We start from the raw sequence: 22476 nt of genomic DNA, 5'->3' as shown, positions 1-22476 counted from the left end.
TTCCTCCTACCGGACCGCGACGGTGAGGATGGTGAGGGCCGGGTCGTGGGTCTCCACCTCGAAGACGCCCGACTCGGTGCCCACCAGCTTGACGGTGGTCGGCTGACCTGCCTTGAGCTCGGCTTCGGCTCCGTTGAACCCGTGGGCGTGCAGCTCGTCGTCGTGGTCCACGGTCACGGTGAGCTCGATGGCCTGCCCGACTCCGAGGTCGACCTGAGAGGGCGTCGGCGTGATCGTCGTGCCGTTCACTGCGATGTCCATGCGCTTCACCACGGGGGCGCTCGCGACGGCGTCGGGCGGGGGCGCGTCCGGCGAACCGCACGCGGTGGCGCCGCCGAGCGCGAGCAGGCAGGCGGCATACGGCAGGAGACGATTCACACGCATGGGGCGGATCCTACGGCCAGCGGTCTGGCAGAGTGTGAGCATGTCGGACCGCCTGACCTCCCTCGACGCGTCCTTCCTCTATCTGGAGCAGTCCACGACGGCGATGCACGTCGGATCGGTGATGATCTTCCAGCCGCCCGGGGACGGTTTCGACCACGACAAGCTCGTGCGGATCATCGAGAGTCGGATCGGCGCGATTCCGCGCTTCCGGCAGAAGGTCCGCGATGTGCCCGGCCGCATCGCCAACCCCGTCTGGGTCGACGACGAGTCGTTCGACATGAGCTACCACGTCCGCCGGACCGGCCTGCCGCGTCCGGGGACGGACCGCCAGCTGCAGGACTTCGTCGCCCGGGTGCAGCCGCGCAAGCTGGACCGGACCCGCCCCCTCTGGGAGGTCTACTACGTCGAAGGTCTCCAGCGCGGGCGGTTCGCGGTCGTCACGAAGACCCACCACGCCCTCATCGACGGGGTCAACGCCCTGGACATCGCGCACGTCATCGTCGACTCGACGCGCACGCAGGACCTCGGCGAGGAGCAGGTGCCGTGGGAGCCCAAGGCGCCGCCCTCGTCCGTGGAGCTCGTCGCCGGTGCCGTCGTCGACGCGGTGCGGCGTCCGACGCAGGTCCTCGACCTGGTCCGAGGCGGTGTGAACGACGCCCTGCACGTGGGCCTTCGGGCGGTGGAGTCTGCCGGGGCCGTCGTGTCCACCGTCGCGCGCACGGCGGCACGGCCGGCGCCACCGTCGCCTCTCAATGCGGAGGTGGGGTCGGCCCGGCGGTGGGTGATGGTCTCCACCGACCTCGAGGACTACCGGGTCGTGCGCAAGCGGTTGGCCAAGGGGGCCTACGCGGAGGACGTGACCATCAACGACGTCGTGCTGGCGACGATCACGGGAGGCTTCCGCAGCTGGCTGCTGGCCCGCGGTGAGCCGGTGCACAGCGGCACCGTCGTCCGTGCCATGGTCCCGGTGAGCGTCTACGGTGACGACCCGTCGGGCATGTACGCGAACCAGGTGATGGCCTGTGTCATCAACCTTCCCGTCGGTGAACCCGGCGCGTCGATGCGGCTGCACCAGATCGCCTTCGCCATGCGACAGCAGATGGAGGGCGGACAGGCCGTGGGAGCGACGTCCTTGGCGAACCTCGCCGGTTTCGCGCCGCCGACCCTGCACGCGCTCGGCGCGCGCCTCGGCTCGGCGGTGTCGCGGCGGCTCTACAACGTCATGATCACCAATGTTCCTGGGCCGCAGTCCCCGCTCTATGCCGGTGACGCGGAGATGCTCTCCACCTACCCGGTCACGCCCCTGGCCCGCGGTCAGGCCCTGTCCATCGGCATCACGTCCTACCACGGTGGCGTCTACTACGGACTCAACGCCGACCGTGACGCCATGTCCGATGTCGACGAGCTGGGCGCCTCCATCGTCGAGTCCTTGGCCGAGCTACGCAGTGGGAGGGAGTCCTGATGCCCGTGGTGCGCATCTATCTGCCGATCGGACGGCGCGAGCTGGATGCCCTCGCCACGACGGGCTCCCTCGACGCGTCGGAGGCGGACCCGCGGCCGGCCTTCGCCGTCACCGACGCGCTCCGCGGCCGGGCTCCGGGCCTTGACCTCGAGGAGCTCGAGTACGCCGCGTTCTCCGATGCCGTGGCCGCTGCGGCCTCCGCTCGGGCACGGCGGGGACACCGCCGCGTCGTCGCGGCAGCGGACGCAGACCCGGGCTGGCTCTCGCCTCGGGACGGCGCCTCCGTGACGGCGGTCCACCTGGTCCGTGCCGTCCCCGTGAACCGCGTGGCAAGCTTCCACGTGGACGAGGACGAGGGCCAAGGAGAGTCGAGCGGTGGTGACGAGCTGCTCTGGTATGACGTGACGGAGCTCGACGAGGTGCGCAGGCTGCTGAGTTGACCGGCGTTCCCGACGAGCGGGTCGCTGTCTACGACCCTGAGGGTGCGGTGGTCGGGGCCGCGCCTCGTTCGGTCGTGCGTCGCGAGAACCTCTGGCACGCAGCCTCTTCCATCGTGGTGCGGCAGGGCGCAGGTCGCATCTACGTGCACCGACGCACCGAGACCAAGGACCTCTTTCCCGGCCTGCTCGACGTGGCGGCGGGCGGGGTCGTCCTCGCGGGGGAGGATCCCGCGGCCGGCGCGGTCCGGGAGCTGGAGGAGGAGCTCGGCATTCGCGTCCCGGACGGGGGCGGGTCGCTGGTGCCGCTCGGAGCCGTCCCCTACGCGGCCCGGCACACGAGGTATCACGCCCACCGCTTCGTCGTGCAGTGGTCCGGACCCGTGCGCTGGCAGCCCGAGGAGGTGGCGTGGGGGGAGTGGGTGCCGCTGGCCGAGGTCGTCGGACGGATCGACCGGGAGCCGGACGCATTCGTCCCGGACAGCCTGGCGGTGTGGCGCGAGCAGCTGCACGAGTGGATCGGCCTGCCGCCGCAGGCGACCGGGCGCGCACCGTCCTGAGCTCTTGCGCTCAGACGAACGATCGTGCTTTTATGATGAGGTGAGCAAGGGCGAGCAGACCAAGGTGGTCATCCTCGGCGAGGCCAGTGAGCTGGCCTCTCGAGTCGGGCTCGGCGGTCTGACCATCGGCACGCTGGCGGCCGCGACCAACCTGTCCAAGAGCGGCCTCTATGCCCACTTCCTGTCCAAGGAGTCCCTGCAGGTCGAGGTCCTTCGGCACGCCCGTGACCTGTTCACCGACCATGTGCTGCGGCCCGCGGTCAAGGCACCGCGTGGCGAGCCGCGCCTGCGCGCCTTCTTCGAGCACTGGCTCGCGTGGCAGACGGGGCGTTTCAGCGGGGGCTGCATCTTCGTCAACGCTGCGAGCGAGTTCGATGACCAGGAGGGCCCGGTGCGCGACGAGCTGGTCCGGGCCGAGCGCGACAAGGAGGAGTCCATCGCGCTCGTCGTCCGCACGGCGGTGGCGGAGGGGCACTTCCGGACCGACGTGGACCCAGCCCTCGTGGCCTACGAGCTCGAGGGGATCCTCCTGGCCCACCACCATGCCCGCCGGCTGATGCGCGACCGGCGCGCCGACGAGCTCGCCCGGCGCTCCTTCGAGCGACTGCTCGACAGCTGTCGGGCCCAGGCCACCTGACGGGCGGCAGCACCTCCACACGCCGGACCCGGTCCGGACCTTCACCCAGGAGCAGCAATGGCACAGTCATCCGCACAAAAAAGCACGACCGATCGTTCAGTTTCCTTGACCCTGGCTTCCGTGGCCTTCCGAGCCGTGGACCTCGTCTCCCCGCCCGTCGCCGCGGCCTGGGCCTACCGCCTGTGGTTCCGCCTCCCGCCCCCGGCCCGCGTGGACCAGTCCGCACCGGGCGACGTCCGTGAGCTGCTCGGCAGCCCCTTCGAGGTGCAGCTTCGGCGCAGGGCGATCCGGGGATGGACCTGGGGCGAGGGGCCGGTCGTCTACCTCGTCCACGGGTGGAGCGGCCACGCCGAGCAGCTCCAGCCCCTCGTCAGGCATCTGCTGCACCAGGGCCTCCAGGTCGTCGCCTTCGACGGCCTGAGCCACGGGCGATCGGACCCCGGTGAGCATGGCTCAGGCACGAGCGATGCCGTTGAGCTCGGGCGGTCGCTCGACGCCGTCGCTGCGCGCTTCGGCCCGGCGAGAGCGGTCGTCGCGCACTCTCTCGGGGCCCTGTCCACGCTGCTCGCGCTGCGTGACGGTTGGCTCTCCACCGAGCGCCTGGTGCTCATCGCCCCCGTGGAGGGCGTGCCGGACTTCCTGGCCCGCTTGCGCGCGACGCTGCGATTCGGGCGGCGCACCGAGCGACGGCTCGTGGCTCGAGCGGAGCGACGCACCGGCTATCCCGTCATCGTGCTCGACGTGGCGCACCTCAGCCGCGAGCTGGAGCATCGGCCGGACCTGCTCGTGGTGCACGACCTCGTGGATCGTGAGACGGCCCACGGCCCGTCGGCTCGCCTGGTCGCCCAGTGGCCGGACGGCCAGCTCTACTCCACGTCCGGGTTGGGCCACCGCAGGCTGCTCGCCGACCCCGCGGTCGGGGGAGCGGTGGCTCGCTTCGCCGCCCGCCTGCCGGTCGAACCCTCGCTCCACGCCGGGGAGCGGCCGCAGGTGCGCGTCCTGCCGCGAGCGGAGGAGAGCAGCGTCGCCTGAGACGTCGTATGCCGCTGGGCTCGGTCCGCGCCCCGCCGCCGATCCAGCCCTTCCGTCCGTCCCATTCAGGGTGGCTCCGGGTGCTTGTCCAGCCCGTGGGCGGGGCTGGACCGGCGGCAGCGGGCCCTTGTTACCGTGCGTCAATGGACTTCACTGCCGATGAGTACGCCCGCCGCGACGCAGAGCGCTTGCGAGAGGTGCTCGGCGGGCCGCCGGTGACGTGGACCTTCATCGGCGACAGCATCACCCAGGGAGTGGTTCACACCCACGGCCGGCGCAGCTTCGTCGAGCTGTTCGCAGAGCGGGTTCGCGGCGAGCTGGGGCGCCTCGGTGATGCCGTGATCAACTCTGGTGTGTCCGGGAGCACGGCACAGGATGTCCTGGGCGAGTTCCACTGGCGCGCCGCCCGTTTCGCCCCGGACGTGCTCTTCGTCATGTACGGCACGAACGACATGCTCGACGCCGACGAAGGCGTGCGAGGCTTCCGGTTCCGCCTGGACCAGATCGTCCAGGCGGGGCGGGACGTGGGGGCCACGGTCGTGCTGCAGACGCCGCCCCCCGTGCTCGCCGAGGCGGTGCGCACACCCGAGCTCATGGCGGGCTACGCGGCGGCGGTGCGCGAGGTGGCGGAGTCCCTGGGGGTGGTTCTGGTGGACCATGCGGCTGCGTGGGAGCGGGCCGCGACGGCCGCTGGCGTGGAGGTCGCTCCGGCCGACTGGCTTGATGATGCCGTCCACCCGAGCGCGCGGGGTCACCAGGTCATGGCCCGCACGCTGCTCCAGGCCTTGGGCATCGATGCTGCGGGCAGCCAGGTCGCCGACTCCGCCGACCCCGCCGACACGGTCGGAGCCGTCGCATCGGCGTGACGCCGAGTGGGCCGTCGGCTCAGGGTGGCGTCAGGGTGCGGTCAGGGAGGACCTGCATCGCGGAAGGGGATCCCGGGCCTCAGACTGGCGTCATGACGTACCCGTACCAGCCAGACCCGAGCCGCGACGCTGTCGCAGTCACCGATGACGAGCGCACGTGGGCGGTCCTCGGTCACATTTCCACCATCGTCGCCGCGGTCGTGTCCGTCGGTTGGCTCTCCTTCGTGGGGCCCCTCGTCATCTGGGCGCTCTACCGGGACAAGAGCGCGTTCGTGCGCCAGTCGGCAGCGGGCGCCTTCAACTTCAACCTCGTGATCTGGGCGGTGACCATCGTCGGCTGGATCTTCTTCATCACGCTGATCGGCATCCCGATCGCCATCATCCTGTGGCTGGCCGCCTTTGCCGCGGGGGTGTACTGCCACGTGCGCGGTGCCGTCCTGGCCAGCCGTGGCGAGCTCTACCGCTACCCGTGGGGGATCACGGTGCTGCGCTGACCCACCGCCTCCCGATCCGTCCGAGCGGGGGCGTGGAACGATGGGATGGTCGCCCACGAGGCGACCATCCCATCGCCGTCAGACGGCGCCGACGCACACAGCAGGAGTCTCGATGGACGCAGTGACCCATGTGCCTGCACCGGTCAACGAGCCGGTGCTCGACTACGCGCCCGGTTCGCCGGAGCGCTCCGGGCTGGAGGCGGCCCTGAAGGAGCTCGCCTCCTCGCCGGTGGAGCTGCCGCACGTCATCGGAGGCGAGCGGGTCATGGGCGGTGGTGAGGAGATCTCGGTGCGCCAGCCGCACGCCAACGCCAAGGTGCTCGGCACCCTCCGCGGTGCGACGAGGGAGGACGCCCAGCGGGCCGTGGACGCCGCGAAGGCCGCCGCCCCGGAGTGGCGCGCGCTGTCCTTCGACGATCGGGCGGCGATCCTGCTCAAGGCGGCCGAGCTGCTCGCAGGCCCGTGGCGGGCCCGGCTCAACGCCGCGACGATGCTCGGCCAGTCCAAGACGGCCTACCAGGCGGAGATCGACGCAGCCTGCGAGCTGATCGACTTCTGGCGGATCAACGTCCACTTCGCGCGCCAGATCCTCGAGCAGCAGCCGCCGCTCAACAGCAAGGGGGTGTGGAACCGCTCCGACTACCGCTCCCTCGAGGGGTTCGTCTACGCGATCACGCCGTTCAACTTCACCTCGATCGCCGGCAACCTGCCGACTGCGCCGGCACTGATGGGCAACACCGTCGTCTGGAAGCCGGCCCCGACTCAGCAGCGGGCGGCCACGGTGATCATGGACCTGCTCGGGGAGGCGGGACTGCCCCCGGGGGTCATCAACATGCTGACCGGTCATGGCGCCGAGGTCTCGAAGGTGACGCTGACCGATCCGGACCTGGCCGGGATCCACTTCACCGGGTCCACACCGACGTTCCAGCACCTCTGGAAGGAGGTCGCGAGCAACCTGGACCGCTACCGGACCTATCCGCGCCTCGTCGGGGAGACAGGCGGCAAGGACTTCATCCTCGCCCACCCGAGCGCCGACCCGGCGGTGCTGCGCACGGCGATGATCCGCGGCGCGTTCGAGTACCAGGGCCAGAAGTGCTCCGCGGCCTCTCGCGCGTACGTCCCCGTGTCCGTCTGGAAGCTGATCAAGGACGACCTCGTCTCGATCACCGACGGCCTGGCCCAGGGCGACATCACCGACTTCCGCAACTTCATCGGCGCGGTCATCGACGACCGGGCCTTCGCCAAGCACAAGTCCGCGATCGACCGGGCCCACGCGACCGACGGCGTCGAGGTCATCGCCGGCGGCACCTACGACGACTCGGAGGGCTGGTTCATCCGGCCGACGATCTGGGTGGCGTCCGACCCCGACGACGAGTGCTACACCACCGAGTACTTCGGGCCGATCCTCGCGGTCCACGTCTTCGACGACGGTGACTACGACCGGGTCCTCGGACAGATGGAGCGGGTCGCGCCCTATGCCCTGACGGGCTCGATCATCGCCCAGGACCGGCACGTCATCGCCGATGCCACCGAGCGGTTGCGCTTCGCGGCCGGCAACTTCTACATCAACGACAAGCCGACCGGAGCCGTCGTCGGCCAGCAGCCCTTCGGCGGCGGCCGCGCGTCAGGCACGAACGACAAGGCCGGCGCGGCGCAGAACCTCCTGCGTTGGACGAGCGTGCGCTCGATCAAGGAGACCTTCGTGCCCCCGACGGACCACCGCTACCCCCACATGGGCTAGGGCGCCGACGGGAGAACCCGCCACGTCGGGAGGCGACGGTCCCTCGCCAGCCAGCCCAGCGGCATACGAGAGCAGTCGTATGCCGCTGGGCTCGGGGCGGCGCGGATGCAACCTGCGGCCGGGCGGCCGCTCAGCGGTGCTCGTCCAGCCACCGACGGCCGGACTCGTGCTCGCTGCGCAGCGCCTCGATGAAGGCGGGCGCGGCCGCCTTCTCGATGCGGCCGCCGACGAGCGGCACGCTGGCCTTGAGGTCCCCGTCGATGGTCAGATGAGTCGCCCCCGACTCGGGGGTCATGCGCACGGTGCCCCGCATCGCCACCGGCGCGCCTGCGGCCTCGACCGTCAGGGTGCCTTCACGGGAGCCGTCGGCCGCGGGCCCGTCCCACTGGTAGGTCTCGGTGACGGACAGGTGCGCACCCACGATGGACTTGACGAAGTCGGGCAGCCCGTCGGTGGACAGGTCCCGGCGGGTCACGACGACCGCCCCCTCCCCCTGCTCGCGCACGGCCACGTCGTGCTGCAGTGCCCCCGAGTCGGCGCACTTGCGCTCCTGGAACTCAGGGTTGGTCTTCATCGCATAGACCACCTCGACCGGCGCGTGGTAGGTGATCGTCTCGGTGATCCGCATGGCCCCAACGCTAAGGCACGCGCCCGCGCTGCGGCCGGTCAGGACCCGAGCCGCGAGCGTTCGCTGATGCCGGCGAGGGCCGGACCGGAGCGCTCGAGCTCACGGGCGACCCGGCCCAGCTCCTTGCCCTCGGCGGCGGTGACGCGGTTGAGCAGCTCCTGCAGCCGCTCCTTCGCCCTGAGCCGCGCGGTGGGGTCGACCCGGCTCGGCCCGGCGGGCTCGACCACGAGGCTGCCGTCGACGAGCAGGTGGGCCCGGTGCGCCTCGGCCGTCAGCTCCCGGGTGCGCGCCGAACCGTCGAGGACGGTCGAGGTGAAGGACTGCAGCGCTGCGCCGACCGCGTCCAGCTCGCGAGCGGTCCGGGAGAGGAGCTCGCGCTCCCGGCCGGTCGGGTCGGGTCGGCCCGCCCTGGTCGCGCGCTCAGCAGCCTCGGCCAGGTCCACGACCAGGTCGGTCAGGGTGATCGCCTGCTGGCGCAGGGCACCGCCGAGGGCCGACGTGGAGCCCGGGTCGCCGAGGCCCGTCATGCGCGGTCCCGCCCTGCTGCCCGCACGGCGCGGCTCGAGCCGTCAGTGGCAACGGGCCGACCGGCGGCGGCCGGGGCGCTGACCGTGACGGGCCCACCGGAGCTGCTCCCCACCTCGATGAGCCGCTCCTCCAGGGCCTCGGAGAGGGCACGGAGCGTGTCGGCGGCCTGCTCGACCCAGCTGTCCAGAGCCCGCTGCGTGGTGATGTCCCCCACGTCGGGAAGGTGGGTCAGCAGCTGGTCGGCCAGGTCCGCCGTGACGCGCCGTCCCCGGTCGAGGGTGCGCAGCGTCGCTGCATCGCCTGCTGCGCCTGGGGCAGCGGCGTGGCGGCCGGAGCCGGTCATCCCGGTCATGGCTCCACTGTAGGGACTCGGCGGCGAGGGGCGCCGCAGTTCTCCACCGGTCACCCGGGCGCCCGCTCCGATGTGGTCAGGGCGGTTCGGGTGCCGCCATCGGCGGATATAGGCTCACATCATGAGATGCGCGCACGACGGTGTGACGCGCACGGGCCATTGATGAGGAACAAGAGCATCGCATGTCTGCGCCACTCGAGCAGTCCCGGATCGACGTTCTCCAGGCCGCTGCGGCGGCCCTGACCGCCACCAGCCCCAAGGGTGCACCGGCCGGTCGCACCCGCGGCAGGGCCAAGGCGAGATCCGCCCCCCAGGACGGGTCCCAGGCCTTCCTCAAGGCGTACTACCGACTCGTCGCGACCGAGGACCTCGTCGCTCGTGACCCCGCCGAGCTCGCCGCGATCGCCTTGGGGCACAAGGAGTTCGCCGCCCACCGGCCCGTCGGCACGTTCAACGTCCGCGTGGTCAACACCGACGTCGACGCCGCGGGTCACGACGTCAAGTACACGAGCGTCGACATCGTCGTCGACGACATGCCCTTCCTCGTCGACTCCGTCGTCGCCGCCCTCGGCGGCTTCGACCGCGGGGTCCACATCATCGTCCACCCGCAGATGAACGTCACCCGGACCGTGACCGGCGAGCTCGTCGACATCGTGACCGATGCGACGACCGACATCCCCGACGGCGTCGCCCAGGTCCGCGAGTCGTGGATGCACCTGGAGATCGACCGGTTGCCCGCCTCCGCGATCCCCGACGTCGAGGAGCGCCTGCGTCACGTCCTGCAGAACGTGCGGGACGCCGTCGAGGACTGGCCCAAGATGCGGGCCCACGCCCTCACCATCGCCAGCGACCTCAAGGCCGCGACGCCCCCCGGCACGAGCCCCCACGAGGCGCGGGAGGCGGGCCGCTTCCTCGAGTGGCTCGCCCACAACAACTTCACCTTCCTCGGCTACCGCGAGTACTCCCTCACCCGGGAGGACGGCAAGGACGTCTCCCGTCAGGTCCCGGGGACCGGTCTCGGCCTGCTCCGGTATGACCGGCCGCAAGCCGGCACCGGCATCGTGCTGACCCCGGCCGCCAGCCGGGCCGCTCGCGACTCGACGATCCTCATCATCACCAAGGCGAACTCCCGGGCGACCGTGCACCGCGACGTCTACCTCGACTACATCTCGATCAAGCGGTTCAACGCCCGTGGCGAGTGTGTCGGCGAGCAGCGGTTCCTCGGGCTCTACGCGTCGCCGGCCTACAACGACACGATCCACGACATCCCGCTCCTCGACGTCCGCGCCCAGGAGGTGCTCCGACTCACCGGGCTGACCCCGGAGAGCCACTCGGGCAAGGACATCCTCCAGATCCTCGAGACCTACCCGCGCGACGAGCTGTTCCAGACGAGCGCCGCGCAGCTCGCCGAGATCGCCACGTCGGTGCTGCACATCCAGGAGCGCAGGAAGACCAAGCTGTTCCTCCGGCGTGACGAGTTCGGCCGGTTCATGTCGTGCCTGGTGTATCTCCCTCGGGACCGCTACAACACCACCGTCCGGCTCAAGATCCAGGCGGTCCTGCTGGACGCGTTCGGAGGCGAGACGATCGACTTCACCACCCGGGTGAGCGAGTCGACCCTGGCCCGGCTCCACTTCGTGGTCCGGATGCCCTCGGGCGTCGAGATCCCCGAGGTGGACGCCGGTGCGCTGGAGCAGCGGGTCGTCGACGCGACGCGGACCTGGGACGAGGACCTCGTCGAGGAGCTCGGCCGCCGGCGGGATGCCGAGGCCACCGCCCGGGCCATGGCGGAGTACGCCAAGGCGCTTCCCGAGGCCTACAAGGAGGACTTCGGGGTCGACATCGCCGCCGAGGACCTCGACCGGGTCGAGGCACTCGGAGAGGGTCCGTCCGCGACGGCGCTGCACCTCTACCGGGACCCCAACTCGAAGGACCCGCAGGAGCGTCGCCTCAAGCTCTATCGGCGCGGACGGCTGTCCCTGACCCAGGTCCTGCCGCTCTTCACCCACCTCGGGGCCGAGGTCACCGACGAGCGCCCCTACGAGGTCCACGGTCCCGACGGCGGCGAGCTGCACATCTACGACTTCGGCCTGCGGGTCGAGGGCGGCCGGTGGGCCGAGGGCGCCGCTGCAGCCGACGTCAAGGCGAGGTTCGAGGAGGCCTTCCGGGCCGTGTGGGCCGGTGAGACGGAGTCTGACGGCTTCAACGCCCTCGTCCTCGTCGCCGGTCTCACGTCGCGCCAGGTCGTGATCCTGCGGGCCGTCGCGAAGTACCTGCGCCAGTCCGGGTCGACCTTCTCGCAGGAGTACGTCGAGTCGGCCCTCGTCGCCCACCCCGAAGTGGCGCGACGCCTCGTCGAGCTCTTCGAGACCCGGTTCGACCCGGACCGCTTCCCCGACACGGAGGCCGGCCGGGGCAAGCGGGAGACCCGCGCCAAGGCCCACGTCGCCAAGATCCGCGAGGCGCTCGACGACGTCGCCAGCCTCGACCACGACCGGATCATCCGCGCGCTGCTCGGCGTCATCCGGGCCAGCCTGCGCACGAACTTCTACCAGGTGGGCGACAACGGCGCCGCGAAGCCGTACGTCGCGATCAAGCTGGACCCGAAGCGGATCCCGGACCTGCCGGCGCCGCGCCCGATGTTCGAGATCTGGGTCTACAGCCCCCGGGTCGAGGGCGTCCACCTGCGCTTCGGCAAGGTCGCGCGTGGCGGGCTGCGCTGGTCCGACCGGCGCGAGGACTTCCGCACCGAGGTGCTCGGGCTCGTCAAGGCCCAGATGGTCAAGAACGCCGTCATCGTGCCCACCGGCTCCAAGGGCGGCTTCTATCCCAAGCAGCTGCCCAACCCGGCCGTCGATCGGGGCGCCTGGCTCGACGAGGGCATCGCCTCCTACCGAATGTTCATCTCCGGCCTGCTCGACGTGACCGACAACCTCGTGTCCGGTGCGGTCGTCCCGCCGGAGCGGGTCGTGCGCCATGACGACGACGACAGCTACCTCGTGGTCGCCGCGGACAAGGGCACGGCCAAGTTCTCCGACATCGCCAACGGCATCTCGGCCGACTACGGCTTCTGGCTCGACGACGCGTTCGCGTCCGGTGGCTCGGCCGGCTATGACCACAAGGGCATGGGCATCACCGCCCGTGGCGCGTGGGAGTCGGTCAAGCGACACTTCCGCGAGATGGGCGTCGACACCCAGTCGCAGCCCTTCACCGTCGTCGGCGTCGGCGACATGAGTGGCGACGTCTTCGGCAACGGCATGCTCCTCTCGGAGCACATCCGCCTCGTGGCCGCCTTCGACCACCGCCACATCTTCGTCGACCCCAACCCGGACGAGGCCACCTCGTACGCCGAGCGTCGGCGCCTCTTCGACCTGGCCGGCTCGTCGTGGGCGGACTACGACAAGAGCCTGATCTCCAAGGGCGGCGGCGTGTTCGACCGGTCCCTGAAGTCGGTCCCGGTGACGCCGCAGATGGCGCAGGCGCTGGGCCTGCGTCCCCAGACCAAGAGCCTGACCCCCGCCGAGCTGATGAAGGCCATCCTGCTCGCGCCGGTGGACCTGCTGTGGAACGGCGGGATCGGCACCTACGTCAAGGCCTCCGGAGAGACGAACTCCGAGATCGGCGACCGGGCCAATGACGCCATCCGCGTCAACGGCGCCGACCTGCGGTGCAAGGTCGTGGGGGAGGGCGGCAACCTCGGCGCCAGCCAGCTGGGTCGGATCGAGGCAGCCCTCGCGGGCGTCCGGATCAACACCGACGCCATCGACAACAGCGCCGGCGTCGACACCTCGGACCACGAGGTCAACATCAAGATCCTGCTCACCGAGCTCACCCGTTCCGGCGAGATGACGATGAAGCGCCGCAATGCGCTGCTCGCCTCGATGACCGACGAGGTGGCGGAGCAGGTGCTGCGCGACAACTACGAGCAGAACGTGCTGCTCGGCAACGCTCGCGCCCAGCAGCACGGGATGCTGCCGGTCCACGAGCGGCTCATCCAGTTCCTCGAGGAGCACGGTGACCTCGACCGCGCCCTCGAGTTCCTCCCGAGCGACGCCGAGATCGCCCGCCGCCACAAGGACGGCCATGGCCTCACGTCGCCCGAGTTCTCGGTCCTCGTGGCCTACTCGAAGCTCTACCTGAAGAACCAGCTCATCACCTCGTCGCTCCCGGACGACCCGTGGTTCGGCTCGACGCTGGCCGAGTACTTCCCGACGCCGCTGCGCAAGAAGTTCGCCGACCAGATCGCGGCCCACCCGCTGCGCCGCGAGATCATCACGAACTCCGTGGCCAACAGCATGGTCAACCGTGGTGGGATCACCTTCACCTACCGGGCCGTGGAGGAGACCGGGGCGTCGCCGGAGCAGGTGGCCCGCGCCTACGTCGTCTGCCGCGAGATCTTCGACCTCGCCGGCTACGTCACGCGGGTCGAGGCGACCGACAACGTCGTCACCACCGCGGCGCAGACCAGCCTCTACCTCGAGTTCCGCCGGCTCCTCGACCGGGCCGTGCGGTGGTTCCTCACGACGAGGCCCGCCACTCTCGACATCGCCGCGGAGATCGCCCGGTTCCAGCCGGGCATCGCCGCCCTCGGTGGGCGGATGCACGAGCTGCTGCAGGGTCGGGAGCAGGACCGCCTGCGTGCTCGGGCCCAGGAGTTCGAGGGCAAGGGCGTCCCCGAGGACCTCGCGCTCTCGGCCGCCTCGCTGCTCGACTCCTACTCACTGCTCGACTGCATCGAGATCGCCACCGACACCGGCGAGAGCCTCGACGCGGTTGCGGCGGTGTACTTCCTCACCTCCGACACCTTCTCCATCGACGCCATGCTCAACCGCGTCACCTCGCTGCCCCGAGAGAACCGCTGGGACGCCATGGCCCGCGGCGCCCTGCGGGACGACCTCTACGCCGTCCTCGAGGTACTGACCCGGTCGGTGCTCGACGTCAGCAAGCCCGGAACCCCTGCCGAGGTGCGGCTCGCCCAGTGGTCCGAGCTCAACGCCGATGCGTTGACGAGGGCAAGGGCGGCCCTTGGCGGCATCGAGCGGATGTCGTATGCCGGCATCGCCGCGCTGTCCGTCGCGCTGCGCACCCTGCGCACCGTCACCAAGCCGGCCGCCTCCAGCACCACGCCCGATCACCCTGCTGACGACGGAGGGGCCGAGCAGCGGGTGGCCGCCAAGGGAGGCAGCCGCGAGGCCAAGGCGGCAGGGACCAAGACGACCGGGACCAAGACGACCGGGACCAAGACGACCGGGACCAAGACGACCGGGACCAAGACGACGAAGGCGAGCCCCGGACCACGCGGCACGCGTGCCGCGACGACGAAGCGAACGGCGGCGGCCAAGCCGGCCGACACCTCGTCGAGCAGTTGAGCTGACCCAGCGTCACAGTCTCCCTCTCACCCGGCCCCGCGCCCCCGGTGAGAGGGAGACGAGGCCCAGCTCAGCGGCATACGGAAGCGGCTTTCTTCCCGCGCCGTCAGGCGGGCGGGCGACGGTCCGGCCGACCGGGCCGCATAGGCTCATCCTTGTGGCAACCCTGAGCGAGCTCCTCCGGCGTCGGACCGTGCTCGGCGAGCATGACGTGGAGTGGCTCCATCTGCTCGTCGGGGACTGGCAGCTCATCGCCGACCTGTCCTTCGCCGACCTCATCCTCTGGGTGCGTGCGCTGGACGACACCTGGGAGGCGGTAGCCCACGTCCGACCGACCACCGGGCACCTGGTCTACGTCGACGACCAGGTCGGCCGGCGGGCCGACGACGACCACGCCGGTCCGCTCCTCTCGGAGGCAGCCGACGAGCAGCGCATTCTTCGGGTGCGCCAGGTCGAGGTCCCGACGGACTCGGGGCAGCAGTCGGTCCGCGAGGAGTACATCCCCGTCGTGCGCGACGGCCGGGTCGTTGCCGTCGTCACGCGCCACACCAACCTGTGGACGACCCGGACTCCGAGCCGCCTCGAGATCACCTACCTCGCCACGGCGGACGCCCTCTGCCGCATGGTGTCAGCCGGCGAGTTCCCCCACAGCGCCGCACCGACCGGGCTGCGACGCGGCGCCCCCAGGGTCGGGGACGGCGTGATCCGGCTCGACATCGACGGGGTCGTCACCTACGCCAGTCCCAACGCCGTGTCCGCCCTGCACCGGCTCGGCCACCTCGGCGAGGTCGTCGGCGCGAGCCTCGCGCAGGTCGTCACGGACAACATCCGCGAGTCGCACACGGTGGACGAGGGCCTACCGCTCGTCGTGACCGGCCGCCAACCCTGGCGCACCGAGGTCGTCGGAGGCGGCACCACCGTCTCCATGCGGGCGATCCCGCTGACCGAGGCCGGGCAGCGGTTCGGTGCCCTCGTCCTGCTGCGCGACGTCGGCGAGCTGCGGCGGCGCGAGCGCGAGCTGATGACCAAGGAAGCGACGATCCGGGAGATCCATCACCGGGTCAAGAACAACCTCCAGTCGGTCGCCGCCCTGCTGCGTCTGCAGGCCCGTCGCGTGCCCGAGGGCGAGGCGAGGACGGCGCTCGAGGAGGCTGAGCGGCGTGTCGGGACGATCGCCATGGTGCACGACCAGCTCAGCCAGGGTTTCGACGAATCCGTCGACTTCGACACCATCGCCAAGCGCGGCCTCCAGGCCATCGTCGAGGTGTCGTCCAACGGCGCGCCGATCGAGACCCGGTTCGAGGGGTCCTTCGGTCGGCTGAGGGCCGAGGACGCGACCGCTCTGGCGATGATCATGAGCGAGCTGGTGCAGAACGCCATCGAGCACGGGCTCGGTGAGCGCGGCGGCACGGTCTCCGTCACCATCGAGCGGCTCAGCGACGAGCGAGGCCGGGCCATGGTCATCGTCTCGGTCATCGACGACGGTGAGGGGATCGACCCTGCGCGGCCGCCCGGCTCAGGGCTCGGCACGCAGATCGTCCAGTCGCTCGTCGCCGACCTGCAGGGTCGCATCACCTGGGAGCCGGCGAGCCCGAAGGGGACCCGGGCCAGGTTCACTGGGAGCCTGCGGCCACCGAACTAGCCACCGAACTAGCCACCGAACTAGCCACCGGAAGGACTGAGCCGGACACATGAAGGCCCGGTGACCGCGGGGTCACCGGGCTCACATGAGTCGTCGGGTCAGCCAGCGCGGCGGGCCCTCGCGTTGCGGCGCTTCAGGGCGCGGCGCTCGTCCTCACTGAGGCCACCCCAGACACCGGCGTCCTGACCGGTCTCGAGGGCCCACTTGAGGCAGGTGTCGATGACCGGACAGGTCCGGCACACGGCCTTCGCCTCTTCGATCTGCAGGATGGCCGGACCAGTGTTGCCGATGGGAAAGAAGAGTTCCGGGTCGGCATCCAGACAGGCAGCGCGGTCGCGCCAATCCATGTGGCTCGTGCTCCTTCATCATGTCGTTCGGCACCACGCGGGGGTTGCTGGTGGTGCGGTTCTCGGGCGCCAGCGTCGTTGTCGGAGCCATTGGTCGTTGGTGTCGGTGTGACCGTGCCGGTGTGACCGGAGATCACGCTCCCCTGACCAACGGAGACGCGCACGAAAGGGTTCCGTACGCGTCTCGGATCGTCAACCAGTGTGCCGAGAGCCCATGGGGTGCATCAAGGCTTTGGGCGCAGATCACACCAAGGCTTGATCTTATCTGCACTTCGCGTTCAGATCCATACCCCCTCAGCGTGGACTTGGCCGGTAGCGGTCCTCCCGGCACCGGCGGACCGCGCTGATCAGAGCGGGCGACTAGGCTCGAACGGTGACCGACGAGCCCCGTCCGACCCCGCCCGACCAGCGACTCGTCGCCGCCCGCGGCAAGGCCCGGGCCCCCATAGCGGCCGGAGCGCTGATGCTGGTCCAGGGGTCGGTCCTCCTGCTGCTCGCGGGCTTCTACGGCTACGAGATGGCGGTCGGCGCCGCCGACTCGCTGACGACCGCAGCCACGTCCGGGGCACTCATCCTCATCTTCGGAATCGCCATGCTGTTCGTGGCTCGTGGGTGGCTGCGCGGGCAGAGCTGGCCCCGGACGCCCACCCTCGTCTGGAACGCCCTCCTGCTGCCGGTCGCGTGGTCCCTGCACCAGTCCGAGCAGACCCTGCTCGCCATCGGGCTGGCACTGCTGTCGGGCGCCTGCCTGGTGGCCGCCGTGGCGGCAGCGCCGGCCCCGGCACGGCTGCCGGGGGAGCCAGAGCCGCGAGGCTGAGGAGCCAGCCGGCTCTACTGTGACGAAGGCCACGGCGGGTCCAGCCGGTCGGGCCCCTCTCCCCAGCCCGACGCCGGCCTCCGCCCCTCAGCGCAGAGACAGCCAGTCGTTCCAGCCGTTGTGCAGGACGAGCCAGGCGATCAGGCCGTAGCCGGCCTGGCCGGGGTGGGCGCGGTCCGGGCTGGCGGCCAGGTCCGCCATCCACTGGTCGTGGCTCGCGAGCGGCCGGAAGCAGTCGACGTAGGTGACGCCTCGTCTGGAGCACACGTCGGCCTGGGCCTCGGCCAGCGCCTCGATGCGCCGGTTGAGCTCGCCATCGAGGGAGGGCGTCAGGCCCACGACGAAGACGCCGATGCCGGCGCTCGTGGCCTCGTCGATGACGTTGGCAAGGTTGAGACGGGACCGGGCCATGGTCATCCCACTCAGGATGTCGTCGGTGCCGAAGGAGAGCACGAGGCGACGCTCCGATCGGCCCTTCCAGCGCGGCTGCGACTCTGCCGACCACCGGGCGACGACGTCACCCGACGTGCTGCCGCGGATACCGAGGTTGTAGGCGGTGAGGTCGACGTCCGGGTGCTGGGTCCGGGCGACGACCCGCCCGACCCAGCCCAGTCCCTTCGGGTCTCCGTAGCCCGCCGTCGTCGAGGCGCCGACGAAGACCATGCCGACGTCGCGGACGCCCTCGGCCACCGTGAAATCGGTGCTGGGGGCGAAGTACGGCTCCCGGGGCGGCTCACTGGACGCAGCCGGATCCTCGGCGGGAGCGGGCGGCTCCTCCGGGGCGCTCGACTCGGCAGCGGGTCCGCGGAAGGGCCGTTGGGCCGAGGCGGCGTCGTCGAAGCGGGTGTGCGCGGAAGGGTAGGCCGGTCCGACGCCGTAGGGCTGCCTGTCGGAGCCGTTGTCGGAGCCGTTGGCGGAGTCGGTCACGTCGTCAGTCCTCGTCGTCGAGTCGGGCCAGCCAGGTCGCCAGGCGTTCGATGGGCACCTCGAACTCGGGATTGAGGTCGACGAAGGTCCTCAGCTGGTCGGCGAGCCAGTCCAGGCTGACTTCTTCCTCGCCGCGTCGACTGGCGAGCTCCTCGATGCCGCGGTCCGTGAAATACACCCTCGGAGATTATCGCGTGGGCTTCGTGCCGCGGCGGAGGCTCGGCCGGTGCCGGCGCCCACCGCGCAGGGCGGTGAGCGCCGGCCGACGTGCCGTTGACCAGCGGTAGTGGGCCGGTCAGCCTGCCTGGGTCCGGCCGAACGCCTGGTCCATCAGCTCGGCCTGCTCGGCGGCGTGCTTCTTCGTGGAGCCGGTCGCCGGGGACGCGGAAGCCTTGCGCGCCACCACTCGCCACGGGCGGGTCTCACCGACCGCGGAGAGGTCCTCGTGCAGCCACTGGGCCATGAGCGGCCAGGCGCCCTGGTTGCGCGGCTCGTCCTGGACCCACACCAGCTCGGCGCCGGGGTAGCGCGCTGCTGCTTCGCGGATCTCGTCGACCGGGATCGGATAGAGCTGCTCCACCCGGACGATCGCGGTAGACCTGTCCTCGCGCTTGGCCCGCTCGGCGTCGAGCTCGTGGACGACCTTGCCGGAGGCGAACAGGACGCGGTCGACGTTGTCGGTGACGCCCTGGTGATCGGCCAGGACCGGCTGGAAGCCGCCCTGCGTGAAGGCCTCGACGTCACTCGCGGCGGCCTTGCTGCGCAGCATCGACTTCGGCGTGAAGACGACGAGGGGGGTGCGGGGTCGCGCGTAGGCCTGGCGCCTCAGCAGGTGGAAGTAGCTGGCCGCCGTCGACGGGTAGGCGACCGTCATGTTGTTCTCGGCGCAGAGCTGCAGGTAGCGCTCGATGCGCGCCGAGCTGTGGTCCGGCCCCTGTCCCTCATAGCCATGCGGCAGGAGCAGGACGACAGAGCTGCGCTGCCCCCACTTCTGCTCGGAGCTGCTGATGAACTCGTCGACGATGGTCTGCGCGCCGTTGGCGAAGTCGCCGAACTGCGCCTCCCAGAGCACGAGGGCGTCCGGGCGCTCCACCGAGTAGCCGTACTCGAAGCCCATCGCGGCGTACTCGGACAGCAGCGAGTCGTAGACCCAGAAGCGGGCCTGGCCCTCGCCGAGGTAGAGGAGCGGGGTCCACTCCTCCGCGGTGTTCTTGTCGATGAGCACGGCGTGCCGCTGGACGAAGGTGCCGCGGCGGCTGTCCTGGCCGGCGAGACGGATCGGCGTCCCCTCCTTGAGGAGGGTGCCGAAGGCCAGCAGCTCGGCCATCGGCCAGTCGATGCCACCCTCGTGGACCATCTGCACGCGACGGTCCATCAGCTGCTTGAGCTTGGGGTGAACCGTGAAGCCGGCCGGCGGGCTGCCGAACACCTGGCCGATCTGAGCGATGGTCTCCGCCGGCACACCCGTCTTGGAGGAGGACCGATGGGGTGCACGGTCGTCGAGCACCTGGGCGGTGGGCTTCTCCAGACCGGCGTTGTCGGGCACCTCGGTGTCGGGGTCCGCAGGAGTGGCCGCGTGTGTGGGCTGCTCCTTGGCCGCCTCCCGGGTCTCGATGAAGACTCGCTCGAGCTGCTGCTGGTAGTCACGCAGGGCCGCCTCTGCGTCCTCCACGCTGATGTCGCCGCGGCCGATGAGCGACTCGGTGTAGAGCTTGCGGACCGAGCGCTTGGCCTCGATCAGGTTGTACATCAGCGGCTGGGTCATCGACGGGTCGTCGCCCTCGTTGTGCCCGCGTCGGCGGTAGCACACCATGTCGACGACGACGTCCTTGTTGAACTCCTGGCGGAACTCGTAGGCCAGCTCGGCGACCCGCACGCAGGCCTCCGGGTCGTCGCCGTTGACGTGGAAGATCGGCGCCTGGATCATCCTGGCCACGTCCGTCGAGTAGACGGACGAGCGGGACGAGCTGGGGGAGGTGGTGAAGCCGACCTGGTTGTTGATGACGATGTGGATCGTGCCGCCGGTCCGGTAGCCGCGCAGCTGCGAGAGGTTGAGGGTCTCGGCGACGACCCCCTGACCGGCGAAGGCGGCGTCACCGTGCAGGAGGACGGGCAGCACCGGGAAGGACTCGCCGGCCAGGTTGAGCCGGTCCTGCTTGGCCCGGACGATCCCCTCGAGGACCGGGTTGACGGCCTCGAGGTGCGAGGGGTTGGCCGCGAGATAGACCTTGGTGCTCTTGCCGTCCTCGGTGTGGAACTCGCCCTCGGTGCCGAGGTGGTACTTCACGTCACCGGAGCCCTGCACCGACTGCGGGTCCTGCTTGCCCTCGAACTCGCGGAAGATCTGGCCATAGGACTTGCCGGCGATGTTGGCGAGCACGTTGAGGCGTCCGCGGTGCGGCATACCGATGCAGACCTCGTCGAGGTCGTCGCCGGCAGCCCGCCAGAGGATGCGGTCCAGCAGGGCGATGACCGACTCGCCACCCTCGAGCGAGAAGCGCTTCTGGCCGACGAACTTGGTCTGGAGGAACGTCTCGAAGGCCTCGGCGGCGTTGAGCCGCCGCATGATCCGCAGCTGCTCCTCGCGCGAGATCTTCTTGTAGGGCACCTCCATCTTGTCCTGGATCCACTTGCGCTGGTCCGGGTCCTGGATGTGCATGTACTCGATGCCGACGGTGCGGCAGTACGAGTCGCGCAGGATGCCGAGGATCTTGCGCAGCTTGAGGAACGGGGCGCCGCCGAAGCCGCCGGTGGCGAAGGTGCGGTCGAGGTCCCAGAGGGTCAGGCCGTGGGTCGTGACGTCGAGGTCGTGGTGCCTGCGCTGCTTGTACTCGAGCGGGTCGGTGTCGGCCATGAGGTGGCCGCGGACGCGGTAGGCATGGATGAGCTCCTGCACCCGGGCGACCTTGTTGATGTCGTCATCGTGCGAGGAGTCGATGTCCTGCACCCAGCGGACCGGCTCGTAGGGGATGCGCAGCGACTCGAAGATCTCGTCGTAGAAGCGGTTGCCACCGAGGAGCAGCTCGTGGATGACGCGGAGGAAGTCTCCGCTCACGGCACCCTGGATGATCCGGTGGTCGTAGGTCGACGTGAGGGTGAGGATCTTGCTGACGGCGTTGCGGTTGAGCGTCTCGGTGCTCGCGCCCTGCCACTCGGCCGGGTAGTCCAGCGCGCCGACGCCGATGATGGTGCCCTGGCCCTTCATGAGGCGCGGCACGGAGTGGACCGTGCCGATCCCGCCGGGGTTGGTCAGTGAGATCGACGTGCCCTGGAAGTCCTCGACGGTCAGCTTGTTGTTGCGCGCCTTCTTGACCATGTCCTCGTAGGCGGTCCAGAAGTGGACGAAGTCCATCTCCTCCGCCGACTTGATCGACGGGACGACGAGGGTGCGCGAGCCGTCGGGCTTCTGCAGGTCGATGGCCAGCCCGAAGTTGACGTGGGCCGGCTGAAGGACGGCCGGCTTGCCGTCCTTCTCCGCGTAGCTGTAGTTCATCTCGGGCATGACGGCCAGGGCCTTCACCATGGCGTAGCCGATGATGTGCGTGAAGCTGACCTTGCCGCCCCGGGAACGGGCGAGGTGGTTGTTGATCACGACACGGTTGTCGATGAGCAGCTTCGCCGGGACGGCGCGCACGCTCGTGGCCGTGGGGATCTCCAGGGAGGTCTCCATGTTGGCGACGACGCGCGCCGGTGCGCCCCGCAGCGGCGTGAGGACGTCCTCGTTGACCGGCCCGGTCTCCTTGACGGCGGGGATGTCCCGGGGCTTCGGCGGGACGCCGTCGGCGCCGGGGGCGCTCGGCGAGGCCGGGGCGCTCGGCTCAGCCTTGACGGCCTTCGCGTCCGTCGTGGGCTGGGAGGCTGCCGGCTTCGCCGGGGCGGCAGCCGGCTTCGCCGGGGCAGGCTGTGAGTTCGGCGCCGGGGCGGGTGTGGCCGCTGCGGGCGCGGCCTTCGCGGCTGGTGCGGGCTGCGCCTTGGCGGCCGGCGTCGTGCCGGCCGTGGCCGGGGGAGCGCCGTTGGCCCGGGCTGCGTCTCGGCGCGCGTCCGCGTCGTGCGGACTGTAGTCCTCGAAGAACTCCCACCAGGCTCGGTCCACCGAGTTCTTGTCAGTCAGGTACTGCTGGTACAGCTCGTCTACGAGCCATTCGTTCGGTCCGAAGGTTGCCATCGGGTCACCGGACGTGGACTGATCAGACACGGCGAATGCGCCTCTTTCGTTGCCTGGGGTGCGTCAATGCGAAGTACAGGGTCAGCCT

General features: G+C 70.4%; 19 protein-coding genes. 11 read left to right on the top strand and 8 right to left on the bottom strand.

Annotation, left to right across the window (positions count from 1 at the left end; all coding sequences use genetic code 11):
* Positions 1–6: 6 nt before the first annotated feature.
* Positions 7–384 (bottom strand): hypothetical protein, encoded by a 378-nt coding sequence (locus OO014_RS06005; protein WP_272461377.1) that lies wholly within the window; start codon positions 382–384, stop codon positions 7–9.
* 40 nt (positions 385–424) lie between these two features.
* Here OO014_RS06005 and OO014_RS06000 point away from each other — a divergent pair, with 40 nt between their 5' ends.
* From OO014_RS06000 to pruA, 8 genes are all read left to right on the top strand, one after another.
* On the top strand, positions 425–1846 hold the full coding sequence (locus OO014_RS06000; protein WP_272461376.1) for a WS/DGAT/MGAT family O-acyltransferase: 1422 nt from the start codon (positions 425–427) through the stop codon (positions 1844–1846).
* Positions 1846–2286, top strand: coding sequence for a DUF6912 family protein (locus OO014_RS05995; RefSeq protein WP_272461375.1), 441 nt, complete (start codon positions 1846–1848; stop codon positions 2284–2286). The genes OO014_RS06000 and OO014_RS05995 overlap by 1 nt, the downstream gene beginning before the upstream one ends.
* Positions 2283–2843 (top strand): NUDIX hydrolase, encoded by a 561-nt coding sequence (locus tag OO014_RS05990; RefSeq protein WP_272461374.1) that lies wholly within the window; start codon positions 2283–2285, stop codon positions 2841–2843. Before OO014_RS05995 ends, OO014_RS05990 begins: the two co-directional genes overlap by 4 nt.
* 40 nt (positions 2844–2883) lie before the next feature.
* Positions 2884–3480, top strand: a complete 597-nt coding sequence (locus OO014_RS05985; protein ID WP_272461373.1) for a TetR/AcrR family transcriptional regulator — start codon at positions 2884–2886, stop codon at positions 3478–3480.
* A 120-nt stretch (positions 3481–3600) separates the two neighbouring features.
* Positions 3601–4512 carry an alpha/beta fold hydrolase gene (locus OO014_RS05980; protein WP_272461372.1) on the top strand — a complete coding sequence of 304 codons (912 nt, stop codon included), beginning with the start codon at positions 3601–3603 and terminating at the stop codon, positions 4510–4512.
* Positions 4513–4655: 143 nt separating this feature from the next.
* Positions 4656–5378, top strand: a complete 723-nt coding sequence (locus OO014_RS05975; RefSeq protein ID WP_272461371.1) for an SGNH/GDSL hydrolase family protein — start codon at positions 4656–4658, stop codon at positions 5376–5378.
* Between the two features lie 92 nt (positions 5379–5470).
* A complete protein-coding gene (locus tag OO014_RS05970) occupies positions 5471–5872 on the top strand; it encodes a DUF4870 domain-containing protein (RefSeq protein ID WP_272461370.1) in 402 nt (133 codons plus the stop codon).
* Between the two features lie 112 nt (positions 5873–5984).
* On the top strand, positions 5985–7613 hold the full coding sequence (gene pruA / locus OO014_RS05965; RefSeq protein WP_272461369.1) for an L-glutamate gamma-semialdehyde dehydrogenase: 1629 nt from the start codon (positions 5985–5987) through the stop codon (positions 7611–7613).
* A 130-nt stretch (positions 7614–7743) separates the two neighbouring features.
* Here pruA and OO014_RS05960 read toward each other — a convergent pair whose 3' ends face one another.
* From OO014_RS05960 to OO014_RS05950, 3 genes are read right to left on the bottom strand one after another with little or no spacing between them, the layout of a single operon-like run.
* Positions 7744–8241: a DUF2505 domain-containing protein gene (locus tag OO014_RS05960; RefSeq protein WP_272461368.1), complete on the bottom strand. Its 498-nt coding sequence runs from the start codon at positions 8239–8241 to the stop codon at positions 7744–7746.
* 38 nt (positions 8242–8279) lie between these two features.
* Positions 8280–8768, bottom strand: a complete 489-nt coding sequence (locus OO014_RS05955; RefSeq protein ID WP_272461367.1) for a hypothetical protein — start codon at positions 8766–8768, stop codon at positions 8280–8282.
* Positions 8765–9121, bottom strand: a complete 357-nt coding sequence (locus OO014_RS05950; RefSeq protein WP_272461366.1) for a hypothetical protein — start codon at positions 9119–9121, stop codon at positions 8765–8767. The genes OO014_RS05955 and OO014_RS05950 overlap by 4 nt, the downstream gene beginning before the upstream one ends.
* Before the next feature lie 182 nt (positions 9122–9303).
* Between OO014_RS05950 and OO014_RS05945 the strand changes: the two genes are divergently transcribed.
* Together OO014_RS05945 and OO014_RS05940 are read left to right on the top strand one after the other, a co-directional pair.
* Positions 9304–14490: an NAD-glutamate dehydrogenase gene (locus OO014_RS05945; RefSeq protein ID WP_272461365.1), complete on the top strand. Its 5187-nt coding sequence runs from the start codon at positions 9304–9306 to the stop codon at positions 14488–14490.
* Positions 14491–14647: 157 nt separating this feature from the next.
* On the top strand, positions 14648–16132 hold the full coding sequence (locus OO014_RS05940; protein ID WP_272461364.1) for a sensor histidine kinase: 1485 nt from the start codon (positions 14648–14650) through the stop codon (positions 16130–16132).
* Positions 16133–16230: 98 nt separating this feature from the next.
* On the opposite strand, the gene OO014_RS05935 is transcribed toward OO014_RS05940, so the two are convergent.
* Positions 16231–16479, bottom strand: coding sequence for a WhiB family transcriptional regulator (locus tag OO014_RS05935; protein WP_013493302.1), 249 nt, complete (start codon positions 16477–16479; stop codon positions 16231–16233).
* A gap of 373 nt (positions 16480–16852) precedes the next feature.
* On the opposite strand from OO014_RS05935, the gene OO014_RS05930 reads away from it, so the two are divergent.
* Positions 16853–17296 carry a hypothetical protein gene (locus tag OO014_RS05930; RefSeq protein WP_272461363.1) on the top strand — a complete coding sequence of 148 codons (444 nt, stop codon included), beginning with the start codon at positions 16853–16855 and terminating at the stop codon, positions 17294–17296.
* 87 nt (positions 17297–17383) lie between these two features.
* Here OO014_RS05930 and OO014_RS05925 read toward each other — a convergent pair whose 3' ends face one another.
* From OO014_RS05925 to OO014_RS05915, 3 genes are all read right to left on the bottom strand, one after another.
* Positions 17384–18223: a GDSL-type esterase/lipase family protein gene (locus tag OO014_RS05925; protein WP_272461362.1), complete on the bottom strand. Its 840-nt coding sequence runs from the start codon at positions 18221–18223 to the stop codon at positions 17384–17386.
* Between the two features lie 4 nt (positions 18224–18227).
* Positions 18228–18401 carry a DUF6104 family protein gene (locus tag OO014_RS05920; RefSeq protein WP_272461361.1) on the bottom strand — a complete coding sequence of 58 codons (174 nt, stop codon included), beginning with the start codon at positions 18399–18401 and terminating at the stop codon, positions 18228–18230.
* A 117-nt stretch (positions 18402–18518) separates the two neighbouring features.
* Positions 18519–22388 (bottom strand): multifunctional oxoglutarate decarboxylase/oxoglutarate dehydrogenase thiamine pyrophosphate-binding subunit/dihydrolipoyllysine-residue succinyltransferase subunit, encoded by a 3870-nt coding sequence (locus OO014_RS05915; protein WP_420485482.1) that lies wholly within the window; start codon positions 22386–22388, stop codon positions 18519–18521.
* Between the last annotated feature and the right edge of the window lie 88 nt (positions 22389–22476).

This window comes from Intrasporangium calvum (genome assembly GCF_028446585.1).
Taxonomy (GTDB): Bacteria; Actinomycetota; Actinomycetes; order Actinomycetales; family Dermatophilaceae; genus Intrasporangium; species Intrasporangium calvum_A.
Note: the sequence above shows the minus strand (reverse complement) of the source record. Positions and strands in the feature narration are given on the sequence as shown.

Excerpts from the sequence above, each read along its gene's own strand:
- OO014_RS06005 (WP_272461377.1), bottom strand. The coding sequence starts at position 384 with ATGCGTGTGAATCGTCTCCTGCCGTATGCCGCCTGCCTGCTCGCGCTC.
- OO014_RS06000 (WP_272461376.1), top strand. The coding sequence starts at position 425 with ATGTCGGACCGCCTGACCTCCCTCGACGCGTCCTTCCTCTATCTGGAG.
- OO014_RS05995 (WP_272461375.1), top strand. The coding sequence starts at position 1,846 with ATGCCCGTGGTGCGCATCTATCTGCCGATCGGACGGCGCGAGCTGGAT.
- OO014_RS05975 (WP_272461371.1), top strand. The coding sequence starts at position 4,656 with ATGGACTTCACTGCCGATGAGTACGCCCGCCGCGACGCAGAGCGCTTG.
- OO014_RS05970 (WP_272461370.1), top strand. The coding sequence starts at position 5,471 with ATGACGTACCCGTACCAGCCAGACCCGAGCCGCGACGCTGTCGCAGTC.
- pruA (WP_272461369.1), top strand. The coding sequence starts at position 5,985 with ATGGACGCAGTGACCCATGTGCCTGCACCGGTCAACGAGCCGGTGCTC.
- OO014_RS05960 (WP_272461368.1), bottom strand. The coding sequence starts at position 8,241 with ATGCGGATCACCGAGACGATCACCTACCACGCGCCGGTCGAGGTGGTC.
- OO014_RS05955 (WP_272461367.1), bottom strand. The coding sequence starts at position 8,768 with ATGACGGGCCTCGGCGACCCGGGCTCCACGTCGGCCCTCGGCGGTGCC.
- OO014_RS05950 (WP_272461366.1), bottom strand. The coding sequence starts at position 9,121 with ATGACCGGGATGACCGGCTCCGGCCGCCACGCCGCTGCCCCAGGCGCA.
- OO014_RS05945 (WP_272461365.1), top strand. The coding sequence starts at position 9,304 with ATGTCTGCGCCACTCGAGCAGTCCCGGATCGACGTTCTCCAGGCCGCT.
- OO014_RS05935 (WP_013493302.1), bottom strand. The coding sequence starts at position 16,479 with ATGGATTGGCGCGACCGCGCTGCCTGTCTGGATGCCGACCCGGAACTC.
- OO014_RS05915 (WP_420485482.1), bottom strand. The coding sequence starts at position 22,388 with ATGGCAACCTTCGGACCGAACGAATGGCTCGTAGACGAGCTGTACCAG.